Raw genomic sequence first — 21469 nt, 5'->3', positions numbered from 1 at the left:
AAGCACTTGCGACGAAAATCCGGCGACAATTTGTCTTCCGGAGTTTCGCGTGTTTACCTCAACCACTCGTTAAGGGCAACGCACGGACGGATTTGCGCCGCCCGGCGTGGCATTTGTGCACCGATATGCCTGGCCTTCAAAGCCGGCCGAGCGCCTTTAGCTCATGCAGCACGGCGGCGTCGCGCGCCGAGACATCGGGAAACGCAGCGTCCTGCCCGACATCGGCGGTGTAACGCCACGACCGCGCGCATTTGACCAGGCCGCGGTCCTCGGCTTTTTCGATCACCACGGCGACGCCCTTGACGTCTTCGAGCGTGAAGGCGCCTTGTTGCACCTCGCCATGGGCGATGATGAGATCGCTGGTGATCGCCATTTCGGCCATGTCGACATCCGATATCGCCGCCTCGAGCGCCGCATCGTCGATGGTGACGACGGGAACCGCTTCCAGCGACGAGCCGATCACCTTCTGGGCACGCGCGATTTCCAGCGCACCGGTGACGACGCGGCGCACCTGCCGCACCTTACGCCATTTCTCCGCCAGCGCCTCGTTCTTCCAGTTTTCCGGGATCGCCGGGAACTGATCGAGATGCACCGAGACGGCATCGGGATGGCGGTCGAGCCAGGCCTCTTCCATGGTGAAGGGCAGCATCGGCGCCAGCCATCTCACCAGGCAGTCGAAAAGGTGGCGCACCACCTGCACCGAGGCCTTGCGCTTCGCGCTCGACGGCGCATCGCAGTAGAGCGCGTCCTTGCGAATATCGAAATAGAAGGCCGACAACTCGACCACCATGAAATCGAGGAGCGCACGGGTGATGCGCTTGAACTCGAAGGCATCGTAGCCCTGGCGCACCACCTCATCGAGTTCGGCGAGGCGATGCAGCATCAGCCGTTCCAGCTCCGGCATCCCTTCCAGCGGCACCTCCTCGCCATCATCATGGGCGAGCGTGCCCAGCATCCAGCGGATGGTGTTGCGCAGCTTGCGGTAGGCGTCGATGTTGGTCTGCAGCACGTTCTTGCCGAGCCGTTGGTCTTCCCAATAGTCGGTCGTCACCACCCAGAGCCGCAGGATATCAGCGCCGGACTGCTTGATCACGTCCTGCGGGACGACGGTGTTGCCGAGCGACTTCGACATCTTGCGGCCGTCCTCGTCCATGGTGAAGCCATGCGTGACGACGGTATCGTAGGGCGCCCTGCCCCTGGTGCCGCAGCTTTCGAGCAGTGAGGAGTGGAACCAGCCGCGATGCTGGTCGGAGCCTTCGAGATAGACGTCGGCCGGCCATTTGAGATCGGGACGATCCTCCAGCGTGAAAACGTGGGTCGAGCCTGAATCGAACCAGACGTCGAGGATATCCGTGACCTGCTTCCATCTGGAGGCATCGTGATTGCCGAGGAAACGTTCCTTGGCACCGGCGTCGAACCAGGCATCGGCGCCTTCTTTCTCGAAAGCGTCCATGATGCGCTGGTTGACCGCCTCGTCCTGGAGCACATTGCCGTCGGCGTCGGCGAAGACCGCGATCGGCACGCCCCAGGCGCGCTGGCGCGACAGCACCCAGTCGGGCCGTTCCTCGATCATGGCGCGAATGCGGTTCTGCCCCGCCCCTGGCACGAAACGGGTGTCGTCGATCGCCTTCAGCGCACGGCTGCGCAGCGTCGTGCCGTCGCCGAGGTCCTTGTCCATGTAAACGAACCATTGCGGCGTGTTGCGGAAGATGACCGGTTTCTTCGACCGCCAGGAATGCGGATAGGAGTGTTTCAGCCGACCGCGCGCGAACAACGCGTTGCGCTTGATCAGCTCATCGATGACCGCTTGGTTGGCATTGCCCTTCTTGCCGTTGTCGTCAAGGACGCGCGCCGCGCCACCCTCACGGTCCGGACCGAAGCCCGGCGCGTCCTTGGTGAAAAAGCCGGCATCGTCGACGGTGAACGGGATCGCGGTGTCGACGCCGCGCGCACGCAGATCCGGGGCCGCCTCCATCCAGGCGTCGAAATCCTCGCGACCATGGCCTGGCGCCGTGTGAACGAACCCGGTGCCCGCATCATCGGTGACATGGTCGCCGGCAAGCATGGGCACCGGAAACTCGTAACCGCCCCCAAGACCCTTGAAGGGATGCGAAAGCGTAAGACTTCCAAGCTCTTGCGCCGACACGCTGCGAAGACGATTCAAGGTGACTTTGGCCTTGACCGAAGCCTCTTCGGCCAGCGTATCGGCAAAGATCAGCTTTTCGCCCGGCTGCGGGCCGAAGGCGTTCTCGGCTGCCGTGACCTCGTAGAGACCGTAGTCGATGCGCGGCGAATAGTTGACGGCACGGTTGCCGGGGATCGTCCAAGGCGTCGTTGTCCAGATGACGACGTGGGCCTGCAGCAGATCGAGAGCGCCCTCGGTCAGTGCGGCCTCTCCGTCAGCCACGGGGCGCACCAGACTGGCGACCGGGAACTTCGCCCAGATCGTATCCGACTCATAATCCTGGTATTCGATCTCGGCCTCGGCGAGCGCGGTGCGCTCGACGACACTCCACATCACCGGCTTGGAGCCGCGATAGAGCTGGCCCGACATGGCGAATTTCAACAGTTCGCCGGCGATACGCGCCTCGGCGTGGAAGGCCATGGTCGTATACGGATTCTTGAAGTCGCCGATGACGCCAAGGCGCTGGAATTCCGCCCCCTGAACGCCGATCCAGTGAGCGGCGAAATCCCGGCATTCCTTGCGGAACTCGTTGACCGGCACCTCATCCTTGTTCTTGCCCTTGGCGCGGTACTGCTCCTCGATCTTCCATTCGATCGGCAGGCCGTGGCAGTCCCAGCCGGGCACGTAATTGGCGTCGCGGCCGCGCATCTGGAAGGAGCGGTTGATGACGTCCTTGAGGATCTTGTTCAGCGCATGGCCGATATGGATGTTGCCGTTGGCATAAGGCGGGCCGTCATGCAGCACGTATTTCGGGCGACCGGCGGAGGCCTCGCGCAGCTTGCGGTAGAGATCCATCTCCTGCCAGCGCTTGACCAGCACCGGCTCCTTCTCGGGCAAACCGGCACGCATCGGGAAATCCGTCTGCGGCAGGTAAAGCGTCTTGGAATAGTCGATCGTTTCAGCTGTATCGGTCATTGGTCTGCCATTGTGGATTGCCCGGCGGCAAGGGAGCTCGGGCCTGAACTATCATGATCTGGAAAAAGCGCGAGGGGTCGCGCGCAAGATTCCCGGCGGCTCCGACAGCTCTCAGGCCGTCCGGAACACCGGGCTGGTAATTCGTATCGTAATCGCGACGGAACGCGAGACCACTGTCATGGCCGCGCTTTTAAACGAGGTGGGCCAGCTTGGAAAGCCCGAACTCCAAGGCACTCGCCTTGCCGCTTGTGCCAATTGCGCATATATGTTTGGGCAAATGGCACCGGAGGCGCGTCATGTCCAATCCGCATCGCAAGGTCCACGTGCCGGCTGCCAGACGGGCCGCCCGTAAGGAGAAGGTCGAGCGTGCGCAGGATGGCTTGGTCCGGGATGCCGCAACGGGGCAATTCCTGGTCAGCTTCACCAAGGTGGAAGAACTCCGCCACCGTGGGTTCAGCAATGACGAAATCTACAAGATCGTAGGATCGCGGCGCACTTTGGCGCGCAGGAAAGAACGCAATGAGAAACTGAGTATTGCCGAGTCCGATCGCGTCATGCGCATCGAGCGCATTTCCACAATGGCGGATCGTGTTTTCGGAGACCACGAAAAAGCGCAACGTTGGTTGCGCAAACGCAGCCGGGTGCTCAACGAAGCGCCTATCACGCTCCTGCAGTCGGAAACCGGTGCTTCCCTGGTGGAAGAGGAACTGCATCGCATCGATTATGGCATTTTCGCCTGACGATGCGTCTATGGCGTATCTCCAACTTCGCCGACCTGTCCGGCCGGGGCGGCATGCTCAGCTCCGGCCGTTGGAACATCAAGGGCACCGCCATTGTGTACTGCGCGGATCATCCCGCCACGGCGCTTCTTGAAATTCTCGTTCATGTCGACGTGGAAGATTTGCCGCCCACGTTCCAGCTCCTGGAAATCGAAGTGCCTGACGGCGTCTCCATTGCCGTCCCCGATTTGCCCGAGGGCTGGAAAGACAATCCGGCCAAGACACGCGAGATTGGCAGCGATTTTGTCAGTGCCGCCAGCCATCCAGTCATGGAAGTTCCTTGCGTGATCGTTCCCTTCGCCAGAAACTATATTCTCAATCCCGCCTTGCTGGAACGCGAAGGCATCGCCATCGTCGGCACCACAAGTCATCAGATCGATACGCGATTGCTGGAATAAGGCCGGTACCGGCTACATCTTGAAATCGAAGCGATAGGTCGTCGATACGCCGATCATGAACTGGTTGCGGTCGCCGCGCTCCTTGACCAGGCTGGAATCGGCGGCCGGGCCTTCGAGGCGTGAATATTCCCCGAACAGGCTGGCGGTCATCGGGTCGGTCACCTTCCACGTCACCGCACCGCCAAGGCCGACCGATTTCAGGCCGCCGCCGGGATTATACTGGTTCAACCCCGAGGCCACGGCTTCCTGCGCGTCGACGCCGTAATAGGCGTCGAAATATTTGGCGGAGGCGAACGAGACGCGCGGCCCGCCAGAGATCCTGACGGTTGGCGTCACATCGTAGAAGGCGTCGGCGGCGATGTCGGCGACGAAGCCGTTATGGGCGCGGATGCCGTGCCGCAGCTCGGCACGCGCACGTATCCAGTCCGTCGGATAGAATTCGAAGAAGCCGCCCACCTCGCCGCCCCAGCGGACCGGATCGAGGCCCTTCAACTCGTCGGCATCGCCATCGTCGCGCGAGAACAGGAACTTGCCGGTCAGGCCGGCGCGAACGCCGCCGTCATCGACCAGCGCCAGCGAAATGTTGTCGTTGCGTGAGGTGAAGCGGGCCGCCGGGCCAGCCTTGCCCAAGGAGATGATCGGCGAGGCGCTGAGCAGGTACTTCTTGCCGCCCTCGAAATTAGGCGCCACCATGCCGGTGGCGCCGACCGTCAGATACCAATCGCCGGACAGCCAGCCGAAGGCGCCCTCGCCGGCATCGGCCGCACCCGAGGTAGCCAGCATGACGGTAGCCAAGGCTGCAGAAATTTTCCCGACCGGACTCATGACTACCCCATTAACACGATACGACTGTCTTTCGGTCACAGCTTTGAAGAGGCTTTGGTAAAATTTGATTTAAGGTCGAGACGTCCGGCTCGCATTGCTCACCATCCGGCCGCCGTCGGCTGGACGCGGGTCGGCACCAAGGGTAACTTCATTCCCTGCTGGCGGTCCTCGATGGAGGTGGCGACATGACCTTGCACGGCGATGCACTGAAGAACGCGATCGGACAGACGCGAGCAAAGTGGGGGTGGTTTGTTGGCCTGGGCGTGTTGCTGCTGATCCTCGGCGGCATTGCGTTCGGCAACCTCTTCATTGCCACGGTGGCTTCCGTCTATGTCGTGGGGTGGCTGATGCTGGTGGCCGGCATCATCGAGATCATGCATGCCTTCGGGGTCAAGACGTGGGGCCGCTTCTTCTACTGGCTGCTCAGCGGATTGCTCTACGCGGTCGCGGGCTTTTTCGCCTTCGACAACCCGCTGCTGGCCTCGGCGGTGCTGACCTTCCTGCTGGCCGTCGCGCTCGTCGCTTCCGGCGTGCTGCGCGCTTGGGTCGGCTACAGCCACCGGCCTGAGCGCGGCTGGGGCTGGATCGTCGCGGCCGGCGCCATCAGCGCGATCGCAGGATTGATCATAGCCATGGGCTGGCCGGTCAACAGCGTATGGGTGCTCGGCCTGTTCCTGGCAATCGACCTGATCTTCCAGGGCTGGACCTTCATCGCCGTCGGTCTGGCGCTGAAAAAGTAACGTCTGATTCGAGCATGATCTAACCCGAAAACCGGACCATGCTTCAAAAAGCCATGGCCGCGTCGAGTTGCGAAAGTGGCTTGACGCCGGCCAGCAGTGCTCTCGCCTCGGCCTCGTCGCGCTTCATCTGCGCGACCAGCGCATCAAGCCCGTCGAACTTGAACTCGCTGCGCAGGTAACCGAAGAACGACACCTGGCAGATCTCGCCATAGAGGTCACCGGAAAAATCGAAGACGAAGGTTTCCAGAAGCGGCGCGCCATCATCGTCGACGGTCGGACGGCGGCCAAAGCTGGCAACGCCATCATGCAGCCTTCCGTCGGCGCGGCGAAAGCGAACGGCATAGATGCCTTCCCTGAGGGTGGCCTCGGCGGGAAGCCTCATGTTGGCGGTCGGAAAGCCGAGCGTTCGCCCCAGTTTCTGGCCGCCCACGACTTCGCTCTCCACCGTGAAGCGATAGCCGAGCAGGCCGGCGGCCTCGGCCACCGCGCCTTCGCAAAGCAAGGCGCGGATGCGGCTCGATGAAACCACCTCGGCGCTTTCGTCCCGAAATGCATCGACCAGCGTGACGCCGAAGCCATGGCGCTCGCCAGCCGCCATCAGATAGGCCGGCCCGCCCTGGCGGTCCTTGCCGAAATGGAAATCGAAGCCGGTCACGGCATGGGTGATGCCAAGCGTTCTCTCGAGCACGTCGGTCACGAAGGCTTCCGCCGATAGCGAGGCGAAGTCGCGCGTGAAAGGCTGTTCGACGAGCGCGGCAAAGCCCAGCAGCGACAGGAGCCGCGCCTTCATCGGCGGCGGCGTCAGCACGAACAGCGGTATCTCGGGCCTGAATATCTTTCGCGGGTGCGGTTCGAAAGTCAGCACCAGCGCCGGCACGCCACGCCGCCGCGCCTCCGCCAATGCCCGTTCGAGCACCGCCTGATGACCGCGATGGACACCGTCGAAATTGCCGATCGCGACAACGCCGCCGCGCAAATCGGCGGGCAGCGGAGCGGTTGCCGAAAGGTGCTGGAAAGCGTCCATCGCCATCTACCGCAGCCTGGGAATGACGGCCACTGGATGATAGCCGTGCCTGTCAAGAAACGCGGCGAGCCTTGCGGGATCCGGTTGCGATGCATCGCCATAGTCGCGGGCATGAATGCCGCCTGAGACATAGAGAACGTCGAAACCGTTGTCGGCCGCGCCCTTGATATCGGTCAGCATGCCGTCGCCGATGGCCAGCACCTGGCGGCGCTCGACCGGCCGGCCAAGGATCTCCGCCACCTCCTTCATCGCCACATCATAGACCGGCGCATAAGGTTTTCCGGCGATCAGCGTGCGGCCGCCGAGCTGTGCGTAGTCGCGCGCCAGAGCGCCGGCGCACCAGATGATGCGTTCGCCGCGCTCGACCATGATATCCGGATTGGCGCAGATGAAAGGCAGGTTCCTGGCGCGCAGCCGCCGCAGCAGCCCCGCATAATCTTCGGGCTTCTCCACTTCGTCATCGAACAGGCCGGTGCAGACGACGCCGGATGCCTCGAACTCCTCGACGAGATCGACGTCGAGCCCGTCATAGAGGGTCAAGTCTCGCTCGGCGCCGACATGGAAGATCTTTCGCGGGCCTTCCACGATCAGGTCGCGGGTCACGTCGCCCGAGGTGACCACGCGGTCGTAGGCCGATGGGGGAACGCCGATGACGTTCATCTGGGCCACGACGTCGGCGCTGCGGCGCGGCGAATTGGTGATCAGGACGACGGGAACGCCGGTCGTACGTGCTGCCGCCAGCGCCGACGCAGCCGCGGGAAAATGCCTTTCGCCATTGTGCACCACGCCCCAGACATCGCAGAGAATGGCCGAATAGTTCTTCGACACGTCTTCGAGCGAACCGATGATGTCAGGCGAGGCCGCCATGCCGTATCCTTCAGTCATGATCGTTGCGGTGCCGCAGCCGACGGTTCGCCGCAGCCGGTTGGAATTATCCGAACCGGCCCAGCCTGTCACCAGCTTTCGCCCGCCTGTACCGGCATCCACCACCGTTCACTGGTTGGTTAACGAGCTTTGAAAATGCAGCCTGACCTTGGATATATTCCAGAAACCTGAAATTTAACGATTTATGACACCGTCCCCACTGACTATCGATTTGGCGGGGCAGCTGTGACAATGATCCGAAGATTCGGACGCGACCGGCGTGGCAATTATGCGCTGATGACCGTGCTCGCCATGGTGCCGCTGATGGGCGCCGTGGCGATCGCCGTCGACTATACGGAAATGGTGGGCCAAAGGCAAAACGCCTTGAACGCCTTGGACGCGGCCGGCTTCGCCACGGCCCAGCAGATCGTTGCCGGCGCGAGCGACGCCGACGCCGTGGCCTATGCCAAGAATTTCTTCGAAGCCAATCTCGCGCATATCGATCCGGCCAACACCACGCTGGCCGTGACGCTGCCCAACAACAACACAGGCGGCGGGACGCTGAAGCTCTGCGCGACCTTGGTCTACAAGCCCTATTTCGAGCCGACGGCTAAACTACTGCTGGGCGGCAGCGCCGGCAGCACCGATATCGGCTTCAGCACCTGCTCCGAAGTGCGCCTGAAGAACACGCTGGAAGTGTCGCTGGTGCTTGATAATTCCGGTTCAATGAAGGAGCTCGGCAAAGGCTCGAACAAGGTGCGGTTCGACCTTCTCAAGAGCGCCGCCAAGCAGTTGGTCGACCAGTTGGCCGGCCAGGCCCAGCAGATGAGACAGGTCACCAAGCCGGTCCAGTTCAGCCTCGTTCCCTTTGCCGCCTCGGTGAATGTCGGTGCGGGCAACGCTTCGGCGGCGTGGATGGACACGACCGGCATATCGCCTATCCATCATGAGAATTTCGACTGGACGACCATGAGTTCGTCCTTTTCGTCCACCAAATACGCGCAGAAGATTGCCGGCATCTGGTACGCGAAAGGCACCGGCTGGGACGCGAGCCAGAAAGACCAGCCGCTGACCCGGTTCTCGATCTACAAACAGATGAAACGCATTTCAGCGTGCAGTCTCAAGAATTGGGACGGTACTTGTGCATCGAACGCGACCTTCACCTATGCGCCGGTCGCGAGTTGGGGTGGCTGCGTCGAGTCGCGCCCATATCCATACAATATCCAGGACACAGCTGCATCGACAACACTGCCTGCAACGCTTTTCGTGCCGATGTTCGCGCCCGACGAAACCGACCGCGTCGATAGCTCTTCAAGGCCAGCCAATAACAATTGGGATGTCGACGCCCCAGTGAGTTCAGGCGCGTCCGACGCCGCACGCCAGCGCTACATGCCAAAATATTTCGACTGGGTGAACAAGGTCACGCCGGCCTACGGCATGGACGCCGGGCCGAATACAAGCTGCAGCACGACGGCAATCACGCCACTAACCGATGTTTCCACGACAGCCGGCGCAACTTTGATCAAAAACGCCATCGATGCCATGGCCGACGACGGCGCCACCAACGTGCCGGAAGGCATGGCCTGGGGCTGGCGGACCCTTTCCAGCACGGCACCCTTCACCGAGGGCCGGCCCGAAACGGAAAGAGGCAACGACAAGGTACTGATCGTGCTGACCGACGGCGCCAACACCTACTATACGCCGACCTCGGTGACGGCGCAGACCTACTCTGGAACCAATTGGAGTTCTGGCGGTAACGACCTGGCTGGCAGCAAGGCGATCTATTCGGCTCTCGGTTACGTCGTCCCCTACAGCAACGGCTACAGCTATGGCCGCATGTTCTTGGGGACCAGCGCCAATGTCGCGAAGGACGATTATTCCAACGCCAACTACACCAAAGCGATGAACGAGCATTTCACCGCCCTGTGTAACAACGCCAAGGCCGCCGGGGTCATGGTCATGACCATCGCGCTTGATCTGGACGCCACCAAGACAGCGGAGAAAACGCAGATGGATGCGCTGAAGGCCTGTTCTTCGGATTCCCGCTTCAGCAAGGACAAGACCGATCCGAGCAAGCCGATGAAGCTGTTCTGGAATTCGACGGGCGCAACGCTGTCCGACGATTTCAAGGCGATCGGCAACGAGCTGTCCAACCTGCGCATCGTCAGCTGATCCGACGAATTCCACGTCGACGCCCTGCATCCGGCGGGGCGCCTGTTTGGACGGCACGGGGCCGCAACTTCCAGATTGGTTAGCGGTTGATGAAGCGCTGGGCCAGCAATCGAGCGGTTTCCCAAACCCGTCCTTCAGCGTTTTGTGGAAAGCTGGCGTCGATCGAGAATCCGCCGGCGGGGGCCGCTGCAAGACATGCGTGAAATCTGGCGTCAATTCCGCCGCGACAGGCGCGGCAACTATGCTCTCATGACAGCCTTCGCGATGGTCCCGCTGATGGGCGGGCTGGCGCTCGCGGTCGACTTCACGGAAATGAACCGCGAAAAGCAGACGGTGTTGAACGCGCTCGACGCCGCCAACTTCGCCACGGCACGCCGCCTGACGGAAGGCGCCACCGACGACCAGCTGAGGGCCTATGCGCTCGACTTCTTCAACGCCAATCTGAACGATGTCGATGCCGCCAACACGACGCTCAACCTCACTTTGCCCAGCAACGCCGCTGGCGGCGGAACAATGAAGCTTTGCGGCACCTTGACCTATAATCCTTACTTCCTGCCAACGGCGAAGATACTGCTCGGCGGCACCGGCGCCACCAATATCGGCTTCACCGCGTGCTCGGAGGTGCGGCTGAAGAACACGCTCGAAGTGGCGCTGGTGCTCGACAATTCCGGATCGATGGTCACGCCCGGAACCGGCTCGGGGCAGAAGCGCATCGATCTCCTCAAGACCGCGGCGAAGCAGTTGGTCGACACGCTTGCCCAGCAGGCCGCGATGATCAAGCAGGTCGACAAGCCGGTGCAGTTCGGCCTCGTACCCTTTGCCGCCTCGGTCAATGTCGGTCCTGGCAACGGCAATGCATCCTGGATGGACACCGAGGGCCTGTCACCGGTGTCGAACGAGAATTTCGACTGGTCGACGCTGAACGCCGCCAACAAATACGCCCAGCAGACCAACGGCATCTGGTACAAACGCGGCACCGGCTGGGGCGACGAGGAAGGCCAGATGCTGACCCGGTTTTCGCTCTACCGCGACATGAAGGTCGTCACCAGCCATGAGCGTGTTAAAAACAGCAAGCACGTTGTTTGTGCTGAATACAACTGGAACAATACCTGCAAGCGCAGTTACGACGCATACGACTATGTCGATTCCTACGGCCCATTCGCCAGTTGGCAAGGCTGTGTCGAAGCCCGGCCCTACCCCTACAATGTCAACGACGCCCCGCCGTCCGGCGGCTCGGCCAACACCGGAATAGGCGTGGGCGATCCGGCGACGATGTTCGTGCCGATGTTCGCCCCGGATGAACCCGGCAATCACTGGAAGATCACGCAGGATCCCAACGAAGCCGCGCCAAAGACCTACGGCGCCATCAACAGCTGGTGGAACGACGATCCTTCGAGCAGCAGCGGCCAAGCCCGGCTGCGCAACATGACCAAGTATTTCCAGCCGCGGCCGATCGATGCACCGGTATTGCCCGCAGGCAACGGCCCGAACTACAGTTGCACTACCAACCCGATCACGCCGCTGACCGACGTCAGCGTCGCCGATGGGCTCGCTACGATCAAAGCCGCGATCGACCTGATGCAGCCGGATGGCGGCACCAATGTTCCCGAGGGCATGGGCTGGGGCTGGCGGGTGGTCTCGAGCGGCGAGCCGTTCACGCAGGGGCGCCCGGAAACAGAAAAAGGCAACGACAAGGTGGTGATCGTGCTGACCGACGGCGCCAACACCTATTACACACCTTCCTCGCTCAGTTATTCCGACCCCGCCGATTCGAAGTCGACCTACGCGTCCTACGGCTATCTCAAGCCCGGCTATGCCGGCACCTCGGTCGGGCGCCTGTTCATGGGTACATCCAGCGCCATCGGCCAGTTCGACTATTCGAACGGCAATTACACCAGCGCGCTCAACGAGCAGATGACGACGCTTTGCAACAACGCCAAGGCGGCCGACATCATGGTGATGACGGTGGCTCTCGACCTGTCCACGACCAAGACCACCGACAAGAACGCCATCGATGCGCTGAAATCATGCTCGTCGGACTCGCGCTTCCGCAAGGACTCGGCGGATCCGAGCAAACCCGCCAAGCTGTTCTGGAATGCGACGGGCGCCAGCCTGTCGAACGATTTCAAGGAAATCGGCAACGAATTGTCGAACCTGCGCGTGGTCGGTTAACTGGACTCTGGCGCAACGCCTGACGCCGCCAAGCCCTTGTGGGCGCCTGCCGCAACAGGCACATAATGCCGCACGCTGGATCGCATCCATCGCGGCACGCCTGGGGACGAACAATGCCCGATACCGCCAACCACCTCGCCTTCGCGCTGGTCTGCCTGGGCATGGTGCTGACGCCGGGTCCAAACATGATCTACCTGATCTCGCGCTCCCTGTCGCAAGGGCCGAAGGCCGGCCTGATCTCGCTTGGCGGGGTCGCCGTAGGTTTTCTCTTCTATGTGCTGTCGGCGGCATTCGGCATCACGGCGCTGCTGCTGGCCGTACCCTTCGCCTATGACGCGCTGCGCTTTGCCGGCGTGCTCTATCTCCTGTGGCTGGCCTGGCAGGCCGTGAAGCCGGGCGGACGCTCGCCATTCCAGGTGCGCGACCTGCCGAAAGACGGGCCGCGCAAGCTGTTCGCCATGGGCCTGATGACCAATCTGCTCAATCCGAAGGTGGCGGTGCTCTATTTGTCGCTGCTGCCGCAATTCATCAGCATTGGCAAAGGCCATGTCCTGTCTCAGCTTCTTGTGCTCGGCGCGACGCAGATTTCGATCAGCCTGACCGTGAATGCCATCATCGCGGTGACGGCCGGCTCGATCGCCGCGTTTCTCGCCGGGCGGCCTTTGTGGCTGGTCATCCAGCGCTGGATGATGGGAGGGGTGCTGACGGCGCTGGCGCTGAAGATGGCGACCGACGCACAGCGCTGAGGGCGGCGGTCCCGGCGTTGGTCTACATCGGCCGCCTTGTCTGCTGGGTCCGCTCCGGTTCCACCACCTTGCGGTAGAGGTGCCAGGTGGCATGGCCAAGGATAGGCATAACGACCGCGAGCCCGGCAAACAGCGGGATCGAACCGATCACCAGCAGCACCGCGACCGTCAGGCCCCAAAGAGCCATCTGCAGCGGATTTGCCATCACCGCCCGCGCCGAGGTTTCTATGGCCGAAACGGCGCCGACGTCACGGTCGAGCAGCAGCGGGAAGGCGACGACAGTGGTGGCCAACACGATCACGGCGAAAACGAAGCCGGCGGCGTTGCCGAGAAGGATCAACGTCCAGCCCTTGCTGGTCGTCAGCACGTCGCGGACAAAGGCGCCGATCGAAGCCGGCGGCTGGTCGCCGAACAGGCTGGTGTAGATCGACTGCGCGGTGAACAGCCACAACAGGAACAGCACGAACAGCATGATGCCGATGACCGCGATCGAAGGCACCGCCGGCGAGTGGCGGACATCGAGGGCATGTCGCCAGTTGGTGTTCATGCCGAGCTCGCGCCGGCGGCTGATCTCGTAGAGGCCGAGCGCGGCGAAAGGGCCGACAAGGGCGAAACCCGACATCAAGGGATAGACGAGCTGAATGGCGTTGGAGCCAGACGTCCACTGCGTCAGGATCAGGCCGACGATGGGATAGATCAGGCACAGGAAAACGTAGTGAGACGGTTTTGCCCAGAAATCCTCGGCACCGAGCCGCAGCGCATCCCAGAGGTCCGATGTGGTGATGTGGCGCACCGTGGGCTGCACATGCATACCACGCGCGTCCGCCATGACATGAAAGCTGGCCATAAGCTTCCTCCCGTTGTCGGGGGCGGTCACCACCGTGATGGCCGCCCGTAGCTGCCATTAGTAGATGTAACAGCATACCCGATTTGCCAGGGGCTGTCGCCAATTCGATGGTTCCGGACAGGCCATCACGGGATTGTCATCGCTGCCCGGCAGAAGCCAGGCGATCTTGGGCATCGGATTTCTCGGATGATGGGCCATTCGAAGCTGGATGGCCAAACGCAACGTTTGAAGACTACGCGGTGCGATCAGCGAAGGCCAAGGCATCAATTTCCTCGACAGTTTTTTCGGCTTGCCCGTCAAAAGCCATGATCGCGACTATGCAGGCAGGAATGAACACTGTCATCGACCTCCCTCCAGAACCGCGCCGGACAAGGCGCTCCTTGCTGATCGGCCTTGCGGCCATTGCCGGGCTTGCCGCCTGCACCACCGTTTCCGTGCCCACCGGTGAGGGCGCAGGTGTCTCTTCCTCCGCCACGGCCACCCTGGCCAACTTGCGCGCTGCGGCCGGGCGGACTCCGCTGACCGCGGACACCCAGCTCGAACAGGCGGCGTTGCAGCAGGCCGGCTACATGGCGTCGCGGACGCGCATGAGTCACACCACCGGCTGGGGCAAGGATTTCGCCTCGCGCATGAAGGACAATGGTGTGCACGGCGCTGCGGCCGAGAACATCGCCGAAGGCCGCTTCGACCAGCAGAAACTGTTCGATATCTGGATGCATTCGACCGGCCACCGGCGCAACATACTCGACCCGGACTTCAGTCGTTTCGGGCTTGCCTATGTCCGCGACGGCCGCGACCCCGGCCTCCGCTACTGGGCCCTGGTGCTCGGAAGGTAGCAAAGCCATCGCCGGCAGCGGCATCGCCGGCAGCGGACAGCCGTCGGCGAATATCAATCCATATGTGCCGCCGGCGCGCCGCCAGCCGGCGCCGTCTTCGGCTTGCGCAGCAGGATCACGAACGGAATGGCGGCCAGCGTCATTATCATCAGGATTTTGAAGTCGTTGACGTAAGAGATCATCATCGCCTGGATGTTCACCATCCTGTCGACCTGGGACAATGCCATCTGGTCGCCGCCGGCCGCCGCCGGCGAAACCGCCCACAGATTGGGGTTGAACGGATTGATAAAGGTGGAAAGCTCGGCGTGATTTATCTGTGTATTGCGCACCATGAGCACCGTCACGACCGATACGCCGATGGACGAGCCGAGGTTGCGCACAAGGCTGAACAAAGCCGTGGCATCGGTGCGGAAGCGCACGTCAAGCGTGGCGAAGGCCACCGTCGACAGCGGCACGAATACCATTCCCATTCCCAGGCCCTGGATGATGCCGGAAGTGATGATCAGCCAGTTGTCCATCTGGGGCGAGAAGCCGGCCATCGTGTAGAGCGACTGCGCGGTCAGGAGGAAGCCGATGACGACGAGGATTCTGGCGTCGACCTTGCTCATGAGCCGGCCGACGACGAGCATCGAGATCATCGTCCCCACGCCGCGCGGCCCGATCACGATGCCGATGGTGATGGTCGGATAGCCGAAGATGGTCGACAGCATCGGCGGCAGCAGCGACATGCTCGCCAGGATGAGCACGCCCATGACGAAGATGAACGCCAGCCCGGTCACGAAATTGCGGTCGAGGAAGATCTTGGGGTCGATGAAGGGATGCTCCGCGGTCATCGTGTGGATGATGAACACCCAGAAGCCGGTTATCGAAAGGCCAAGCTCGATCCAGATCTCGACCGACGAGAACCAGTCGACCTCGCCACCACGATCGAGCAGCAACTGCAGCGCGCCGACGCCGAGCGATATCATGGCAAAGCCGAAGAAGTCGAAGCTTCGCACCCGCCGCGCAATGGCCGGCAGATAAGCGGCCATGCCAAGGAAGGCGACGATGCCGACCGGCAGGTTGATGAAGAACACCCAGCGCCAGCTGAAATTCTCGGTCAGCCAGCCACCAAGCGTCGGACCCAGAATCGGCCCCAGCATGATGCCGGCGCCCCAGATGGCCATTGCCTGGCCGTGGCGTTCCTTCGGGTTGATGTCGAGCAGGAAGGTCTGCGACAGGGGCACGATCGCGGCGCCGAACACGCCTTGCATGAGCCGGAACAACACAATGGTTTCAAGGCTCCAGGCCAGGCCGCACAGCATCGAGAAGATGGTGAAGCCGACCACCGCCGTCAGGAACAGTTCCTTGCGGCCGAAACGGTCCGCAAGCCAGCCGGTGACCGGCGTCATGATCGCCGCCGCCACGATGTAGGAGGTCAGCACCCAGTTGATGTTGTCGGGCGAGGCGCCGAGATCGCCGGTCATGGTCGGCAGCGCGACGTTGGCGATCGTGGTGTCGAGCGCCTGCATGATCGTCGCCAGCATGAGCGCAACCGTGATCAGGCCACGATGCGGCACTTCTTTGAAAGGTTCTGGCGTGCTCATGATGCGGAACTTCCAGCCGGTAACAAAAACGTGTACACAGGGTTTCCGGGCGGCAAAGCCTTCCGTTGAGAGACCCTCATCGCGGTGGGACGCGATTATCGATGTGGGGGTTACATCGACCGAAAGTCTCGATTGAGCGGATGCCTGCCGCCCGGAAACATGAGGACCGACGGGTCCGTGTCGAAGATTTCAGCTTTCGATCAAGCCGCGATGCGGTTTGCCCCGAAGGCTGACCCTTTAACTCCTCCCATCAGACCAATCCCCCTGCTCAGTGCGTCCACCCGCATGATCCCCGCGGGCTTCCGCTGATTTACTTCGCGACCTCGCCAGCCGTGGCGTGGCCGAAAATGCCAGGCAGGCCGCGCGCCACGCCCGTGTCGACGGTAACGGCCGCGCTCATGCCTGTGCGCAGCATCATCTTGGCGTCGGGATCGCTCAGCTCCAGGCGGACCGGAATGCGCTGGGTGACCTTGACCCAGTTGCCGGTAGCGTTCTGGGCGGGCAGAAGCGAGAAGTCCGCTCCGGTGCCGGCGCCGATAGCCTTGACGGTCGCTTCGAAGGTCCTGCCCGGATAGGTGTCGACCACGATTTCTGCCTTCTGGCCCGGCTTCATATTGGTCAGCTGTGTTTCCTTGAAATTGGCGTCGATCCAGGTATCGCCGGTCTCGACCAGCGAGAACAGCGGCGTGCCGGAGCCGACATACTGGCCGACCTTGAAGGACGCGGCCTGGTAGACGACGCCATCGGCAGGCGCCTTCACGGTGGTCTGCGCCAGGTCGTAGGCAGCCTTGTCGCGCGCTGCGAGCGCCGACATCACGGTCGGATGTTTGTCGGTCTCGATATCGGGATTGCCGCCCAGCGCCGCCTTGGCGCTGACGATGCCCTGTTGGGCGACGGCAAGCTGCTGCTTTGCCTTATCGAGATCGTTCCTGGCCTCATCGAGCGAAGACTTGGCGTTGATGCCTTTCTGGGCGAGATCGGCGGCACGGTCGTATTGCGACTGGGCATAGGCAACTTCGCTGCTGGCGGATTTCTCCTGCGCCATGGCCTGGCTGTAGGCGGCGCGCAGCTGTTCGACGTTGAGCCGCGCGGCGGCCACCGCCGCGTCGGCCTGCGCAAGTGCGATTCGGTAAGGCTCGGGGTCAATGGCGAAGAGAAGATCGCCTTGCTTCACCCTCTGATTGTCCGAGATCGCAACCTGAACGATGCGGCCCGCCGTGTCCGAGGCGATCGATACCTTGGCCTGCTGCAGGTTGGCGTTCTCCGTCTCCTGGTAGCGCCCTCCAGTGACCCAGACATAGCCGCCACCAATGACCAACGCCGCCGGCAGTGCGAACATCAACAAGAAGCGGCCGAGACGGCGCTTCTTCTTTGGCACCGGCGCCGGCTCTGCCGGAGGTGTCATTGTAACAGGGGCCGCGGCCGGCTGCTGCGGCGCTTCCATTTCCACTTTGGCGGCGTTTTCGTCGACCTTGGCTACCGCGTTCATGCTGCTGCGCCTTCCGTATTCTTGACCTTGTCGCAGGACGGTGAATCGCCATCCGCGAGATTCTGTGCCATCGCATCCAATGCCCTGATCAGGACGCGGCGATCGTCCGGCGAAACGCCGGTCAGCGACTCCTCATAGACTTCGCCGGCGAGGCTCTTGACCTCCGCATACGCGGCACTTGCCTTGGGAGTTGGGAAGATCATGCGCACGCGGCGGTCGGCGGCGTCGGAGCGGCGCTCGATCCAGCCGCCCTCCTCCATCCGGTCAACCAGCCGCGAGACGCTGATCGGCTCGATTTCAAGCAGTTCAGCAAGCCGCGCCTGCGAAACGCCCGCTTCCTTGGCGACGCGAACCATCAGGCGCCATTGCGCCGAGGACAGGCCAAGGCCGCTGGCGCGCGCTTCGAAGCGCTTTCGCATCAGCCGCTGCACGTCGTGGATCAAAAATCCCAATCTGTCTACGCCTTCGGAAACCATGAGTGGCATATATAATAAGCGTGCTTATCATTCAAGTCCGGCATTGTTCCAGAAGCCAGCAAACGTGCATGGCAGCCGTGCAGCACAATCATGGCTGCGTCCGATGATTTTCGGCTGCCGCTACACCCATCACAAGCGGTTACGGATCAGCATGGTGACAACGAAGAAGGCGCCGAGCGAGCTGGTGATGATGCCGATCGGCAGTTCCTGCGGCGGCAGCAATGTGCGTGCCAGAAGGTCGCTTGCCAGCAACAGGACCGCCCCGAACAGCGCGCAACTTACGATCAGGCGCAGATGCAGCGGACCAGCCAGCGGCCGCGACAGATGCGGGATCATGAGGCCGACGAAGCCGATGACGCCGGCGACCGAAACCAGGATCGCGGTCGAAAACGCGGCGACCAGAAACGTCGTCCGTCGCATTCGCGCCACCGGCACGCCAAGACTTTCGGCGGCATTTTCGCCGGCCAGGAAAGCGTCCAGCCGGCGATGATTCCACAGCCCGTACGCCGCAATCGTGCCGGCCCCAAGCGCACCTAGCCAGATATTGTCCCACCGCGCCAGGCCGAGCCCGCCCATCGTCCAGAACAGCACCGAATGGGCGGCGCGCTGGTCACCGGCAAAGACCAGGTAATTGGTCAATGCGGTGAACATGAAGGAGACCGCAAGTCCGGCGAGGATCAGCCGTTCGGGGCCTTGTCCCCTCACCCGCGCAACCAGCAAAAGCACAACGCAAGCCGCCAGAATACCGCCGGTGAACGCGGCGATCGGTAGCGTCCAGATCCCGAAACTGTCGCCGAAGACGGTGATGACGGAGACAGCGCCGGCGGCGGCTCCCGACGAGAGACCGAACAGGAACGGATCGGCAAGATCGTTGCGCGTCACCGTCTGCAACAGCGCGCCGACCACGCCCAGGCCGCCGCCGAGACAGATGGCCAGGATGGTGCGCGGCAATCTGAGGTCGACGACGATCCTGCCGACCGGGCCGGACACGTCATGCCCCTTCAATCCGATCGCATGGCCAAGTGCTGCAACGACGTCGCCCAGCGGGATCATCGTCGAACCATAGGCGATCGATAGCAGCGCGAGCGCGGCCATAGCCGACGCGGCCGCCATCATGGCCAATACGAATGCCTTGTGCCGCAAAGTCATCTTCCCGGTTAAAATGCTTCCGGATGCATCGCCCTGGCGATCTTGCCGATCGCTTCGATGTTGGCCGGTCCGGGTGTCAGTTCGGCATAGCGAAGCGCCACGAAGCGTTCGTTCTTGACCGCGTCTATCTCCTTCATTGCCGGATGCGCTTTCAGGAAATCGAGCAGCTTCCGGTAGCCGCCGCCATCCTGATAGTCGAGCAGGATGAGGAATTGCGGATTGCGCGAGGCCACCGTCTCCCAATCCGTGTTGCCCCAGCTGGTGTCCATGTCGGCCATGATGTTGTCGCCGCCGGCCGCGGAAATCATGGCGTTGGGAATGGCGAACTTGCCTGATGTGAACGGCTTGTCCTCGCCGGAATCATAGAGGAAGACGCGCGTTCCCCTGCGGTCGCCGACCTTTGCGGCGATTTCGGCGAGCTGCGCCTTCCAGCCGGAGACGAGCTTATCCGCTTCGGCCTCCTTGCCGAAGATCTTGCCCAGCTTCTCGACATCGCCATAGAGCAGGTCCATCGAAGCGGCAGGCCGGTTCTTGTCGAGATGGACGCAGCTTTCCGTCAGCACCAGGGTCTTGATGCCGTGTGGCGCCAGCGTATCGGGCGTCACCTCGCCGCCCGGCTTCATGCCGTAATACCAGCCGGCGAAGAAGAAGTCGGGCTCGACAGCGACCAGGTTTTCCAGCGTCGGATATTTGGGCGCCAGTTCCGGGATCGAGCCTTGCTCGGCCTTGAATTCGGGGCCGACCTTGTACCATCCGGTGATGCCGGTCAGGCCGACGATCGACGGCTGCAGCTTCAGGGCGAAGGCCATCTCGGCCATGTTGAGATCGTGAATGACAGCGCGCTTTGGAGGCGCGTCGAAGGTCAGCGACTTGCCGCAGCTGTCGACCGTCACCGGAAAGGCGAAGGCCGTAGAGGCCAGCAGGGAGAAGGCAAGAGATACGGCAAGGCGTTTCACGGATGTTGCTCCTTCGTTGCACGGGAATTGGATCTGCGCTCACGAAGATGGCGCGGCACGGTTCGGAACCTCGAACACCGTCAGCTCGCGGTCCTCCGTCGGGTGGCGCAACCTAAAGACCTCGACACCGAAGATCTCGCGGATCAGCTGCTGAGTGAGTGCTTCGCGTGGCGGCGCCAGCACATGCAACCGGCCATGGCTCATCACCGCGACCCTGGTGGCGAAAGGCGTCACCAGCGCCAGATCGTGCAGCACCGCGATCACGGTCATGCCGAGGCCTGCAACCAGTTCGAGCAACTCGCTGCGCGCCCGCGGGTCGAGATGGTTGGTCGGCTCGTCGAGGAACAGGATCTTCGGCTCCTGCGCGATGGCGCGGGCAAGCTGGGCGCGCTGGCGCTCGCCGCCCGACAGCGAGCCGATGGTGCGGCCAAGCAGCGGCAACAGCCCGGTCCGGCGCAGAGCCTCGACGACAATGTCGCGTTCCTCGCTCCTGTGCCTGCGGCCGGTATGCGGAACCCGGCCGAGCTCGACATAGTCGATCACCGCCAGCCGTGGATCCGGTTGATCGGTCTGGCCGACGACGGCGATGTGCAGCGCCCGCTCGGCGGTCGAAATCCTGTCCAGCAAGCGCCCGGTTAGCTTCACTTCGCCCGAACTCGGCCTCAGCATGCCCGATAGCATGCGCAGCAATGTCGTCTTGCCGGCGCCGTTGGGACCGATGATGGCGAGACGGTCGCCCGCCGCCACCGAAAGGCTGACCGGATACACCAGATGCAGGCCATCCGCCGCTGCGGCCAGGTCGCGGGCATCGAGAAGCGGCGCGGTCATGGGCAATTCCTTGCAGGGCCTGCCGGAATACGGGCCAGCGTCTTGCTTGCCAGTCCTGCCGGACGCTGGCCTGAATTCACCTCGGTGGCGATATCGCGGCAAAGCGTGCACACGACGATGCGATGCATGGCAATGCGATGTACGCGATCGATGGAGCCGTCCAACTTCCGTCACTTTCAAAATGGCGACGGAAGGAAGCTGGCTTGAACCGGTCGACAAGACCGAAACCTGCGTCTCCTCCCGGCACACCCCGTCCGGTCAACTCATGCAGATGGCAGGTCTCCTGGCTCGCGGGTCGTTGCGCCATCCTGCCTTCCCAGCCTTGCCGGCCAGTGGCTTCTCGGATTTTGCTCGCCGCTTACAGTTGCGGGGGCAGCCATGGCTTCGACCCGAAAATCGGGCCTCACCATGTTCCCTTTTCACCCCTCGCCTTGCGGCGCGGGGACCATCACGAGTCGCAGCCTAGGATGCAGGCAGCGTCA

Annotated in this window: 18 protein-coding genes and 1 riboswitch; of the genes, 7 read left to right on the top strand and 11 right to left on the bottom strand. The window is 62.5% G+C overall.

Annotated elements, in window-relative coordinates:
* Positions 1-136: 136 nt before the first annotated feature.
* Positions 137-3100, bottom strand: coding sequence for an isoleucine--tRNA ligase (gene ileS, locus FJ951_RS14725; protein WP_140515548.1), 2964 nt, complete (start codon positions 3098-3100; stop codon positions 137-139).
* A 296-nt stretch (positions 3101-3396) separates the two neighbouring features.
* On the opposite strand from ileS, the gene FJ951_RS14720 reads away from it, so the two are divergent.
* Together FJ951_RS14720 and FJ951_RS14715 are read left to right on the top strand one after the other, a co-directional pair.
* Positions 3397-3840, top strand: a complete 444-nt coding sequence (locus FJ951_RS14720; RefSeq protein ID WP_140494231.1) for an antitoxin Xre/MbcA/ParS toxin-binding domain-containing protein — start codon at positions 3397-3399, stop codon at positions 3838-3840.
* A 2-nt stretch (positions 3841-3842) separates the two neighbouring features.
* The gene (locus tag FJ951_RS14715) at positions 3843-4277 is read left to right on the top strand and encodes an RES family NAD+ phosphorylase (protein ID WP_140494233.1); all 435 of its coding nucleotides are present in this window, start codon (positions 3843-3845) and stop codon (positions 4275-4277) included.
* Between the two features lie 12 nt (positions 4278-4289).
* On the opposite strand, the gene FJ951_RS14710 is transcribed toward FJ951_RS14715, so the two are convergent.
* Complete coding sequence (locus tag FJ951_RS14710) at positions 4290-5060, bottom strand: MipA/OmpV family protein (protein WP_224519163.1); 771 nt, start codon at positions 5058-5060, stop codon at positions 4290-4292.
* A gap of 227 nt (positions 5061-5287) precedes the next feature.
* Between FJ951_RS14710 and FJ951_RS14705 the strand changes: the two genes are divergently transcribed.
* Positions 5288-5842 carry an HdeD family acid-resistance protein gene (locus tag FJ951_RS14705; RefSeq protein WP_140494237.1) on the top strand — a complete coding sequence of 185 codons (555 nt, stop codon included), beginning with the start codon at positions 5288-5290 and terminating at the stop codon, positions 5840-5842.
* Between the two features lie 43 nt (positions 5843-5885).
* Here the strand turns inward: FJ951_RS14705 and FJ951_RS14700 are convergent, their stop codons facing one another.
* Both FJ951_RS14700 and FJ951_RS14695 read right to left on the bottom strand, forming a co-directional pair.
* On the bottom strand, positions 5886-6866 hold the full coding sequence (locus tag FJ951_RS14700) for a bifunctional riboflavin kinase/FAD synthetase (protein WP_140515806.1): 981 nt from the start codon (positions 6864-6866) through the stop codon (positions 5886-5888).
* Positions 6867-6872: 6 nt separating this feature from the next.
* Entirely contained in the window at positions 6873-7733 is an 861-nt protein-coding gene (locus FJ951_RS14695) for a TIGR01459 family HAD-type hydrolase (protein WP_140515804.1), read from the bottom strand.
* Between the two features lie 249 nt (positions 7734-7982).
* Between FJ951_RS14695 and FJ951_RS14690 the strand changes: the two genes are divergently transcribed.
* The 3 genes from FJ951_RS14690 (at position 7983) to FJ951_RS14680 (ending at position 12820) form a co-directional block, all read left to right on the top strand.
* A complete protein-coding gene (locus FJ951_RS14690) occupies positions 7983-9902 on the top strand; it encodes a pilus assembly protein (RefSeq protein WP_140494239.1) in 1920 nt (639 codons plus the stop codon).
* 195 nt (positions 9903-10097) lie between these two features.
* Positions 10098-12074 (top strand): TadE/TadG family type IV pilus assembly protein, encoded by a 1977-nt coding sequence (locus tag FJ951_RS14685; protein ID WP_181172240.1) that lies wholly within the window; start codon positions 10098-10100, stop codon positions 12072-12074.
* Between the two features lie 113 nt (positions 12075-12187).
* On the top strand, positions 12188-12820 hold the full coding sequence (locus FJ951_RS14680) for a LysE family translocator (RefSeq protein WP_140494241.1): 633 nt from the start codon (positions 12188-12190) through the stop codon (positions 12818-12820).
* Between the two features lie 22 nt (positions 12821-12842).
* Here FJ951_RS14680 and FJ951_RS14675 read toward each other — a convergent pair whose 3' ends face one another.
* The gene (locus FJ951_RS14675) at positions 12843-13667 is read right to left on the bottom strand and encodes a DUF2189 domain-containing protein (RefSeq protein WP_140515546.1); all 825 of its coding nucleotides are present in this window, start codon (positions 13665-13667) and stop codon (positions 12843-12845) included.
* A 329-nt stretch (positions 13668-13996) separates the two neighbouring features.
* Between FJ951_RS14675 and FJ951_RS14670 the strand changes: the two genes are divergently transcribed.
* The gene (locus tag FJ951_RS14670) at positions 13997-14503 is read left to right on the top strand and encodes a CAP domain-containing protein (RefSeq protein ID WP_140515544.1); all 507 of its coding nucleotides are present in this window, start codon (positions 13997-13999) and stop codon (positions 14501-14503) included.
* A 53-nt stretch (positions 14504-14556) separates the two neighbouring features.
* On the opposite strand, the gene FJ951_RS14665 is transcribed toward FJ951_RS14670, so the two are convergent.
* The 6 genes from FJ951_RS14665 to FJ951_RS14640 all read right to left on the bottom strand — a co-directional run bounded on the left by FJ951_RS14665 (position 14557) and on the right by FJ951_RS14640 (position 20987).
* Entirely contained in the window at positions 14557-16089 is a 1533-nt protein-coding gene (locus FJ951_RS14665) for a DHA2 family efflux MFS transporter permease subunit (RefSeq protein WP_140494247.1), read from the bottom strand.
* Between the two features lie 310 nt (positions 16090-16399).
* Positions 16400-17578 (bottom strand): HlyD family secretion protein, encoded by a 1179-nt coding sequence (locus tag FJ951_RS14660; RefSeq protein ID WP_140494249.1) that lies wholly within the window; start codon positions 17576-17578, stop codon positions 16400-16402.
* Positions 17575-18054, bottom strand: coding sequence for a MarR family winged helix-turn-helix transcriptional regulator (locus FJ951_RS14655; protein ID WP_140495025.1), 480 nt, complete (start codon positions 18052-18054; stop codon positions 17575-17577). Before FJ951_RS14655 ends, FJ951_RS14660 begins: the two co-directional genes overlap by 4 nt.
* A 129-nt stretch (positions 18055-18183) precedes the next feature.
* Positions 18184-19203 carry an iron ABC transporter permease gene (locus FJ951_RS14650; protein WP_181171752.1) on the bottom strand — a complete coding sequence of 340 codons (1020 nt, stop codon included), beginning with the start codon at positions 19201-19203 and terminating at the stop codon, positions 18184-18186.
* 8 nt (positions 19204-19211) lie between these two features.
* Positions 19212-20159, bottom strand: a complete 948-nt coding sequence (locus FJ951_RS14645) for an ABC transporter substrate-binding protein (protein WP_140494251.1) — start codon at positions 20157-20159, stop codon at positions 19212-19214.
* A 39-nt stretch (positions 20160-20198) separates the two neighbouring features.
* Positions 20199-20987, bottom strand: a complete 789-nt coding sequence (locus FJ951_RS14640; RefSeq protein ID WP_140515542.1) for an ABC transporter ATP-binding protein — start codon at positions 20985-20987, stop codon at positions 20199-20201.
* Positions 20988-21242: 255 nt separating this feature from the next.
* Positions 21243-21452, bottom strand: a riboswitch (cobalamin riboswitch).
* Positions 21453-21469 lie beyond the last annotated feature (17 nt).

The organism is Mesorhizobium sp. B2-2-3 (assembly GCF_006442405.1).
Lineage (GTDB): Bacteria > Pseudomonadota > Alphaproteobacteria > Rhizobiales > Rhizobiaceae > Mesorhizobium.
The sequence above is the reverse complement of the archived record's forward strand: the minus strand, read 5'-3'. Positions and strand labels throughout refer to the sequence as shown.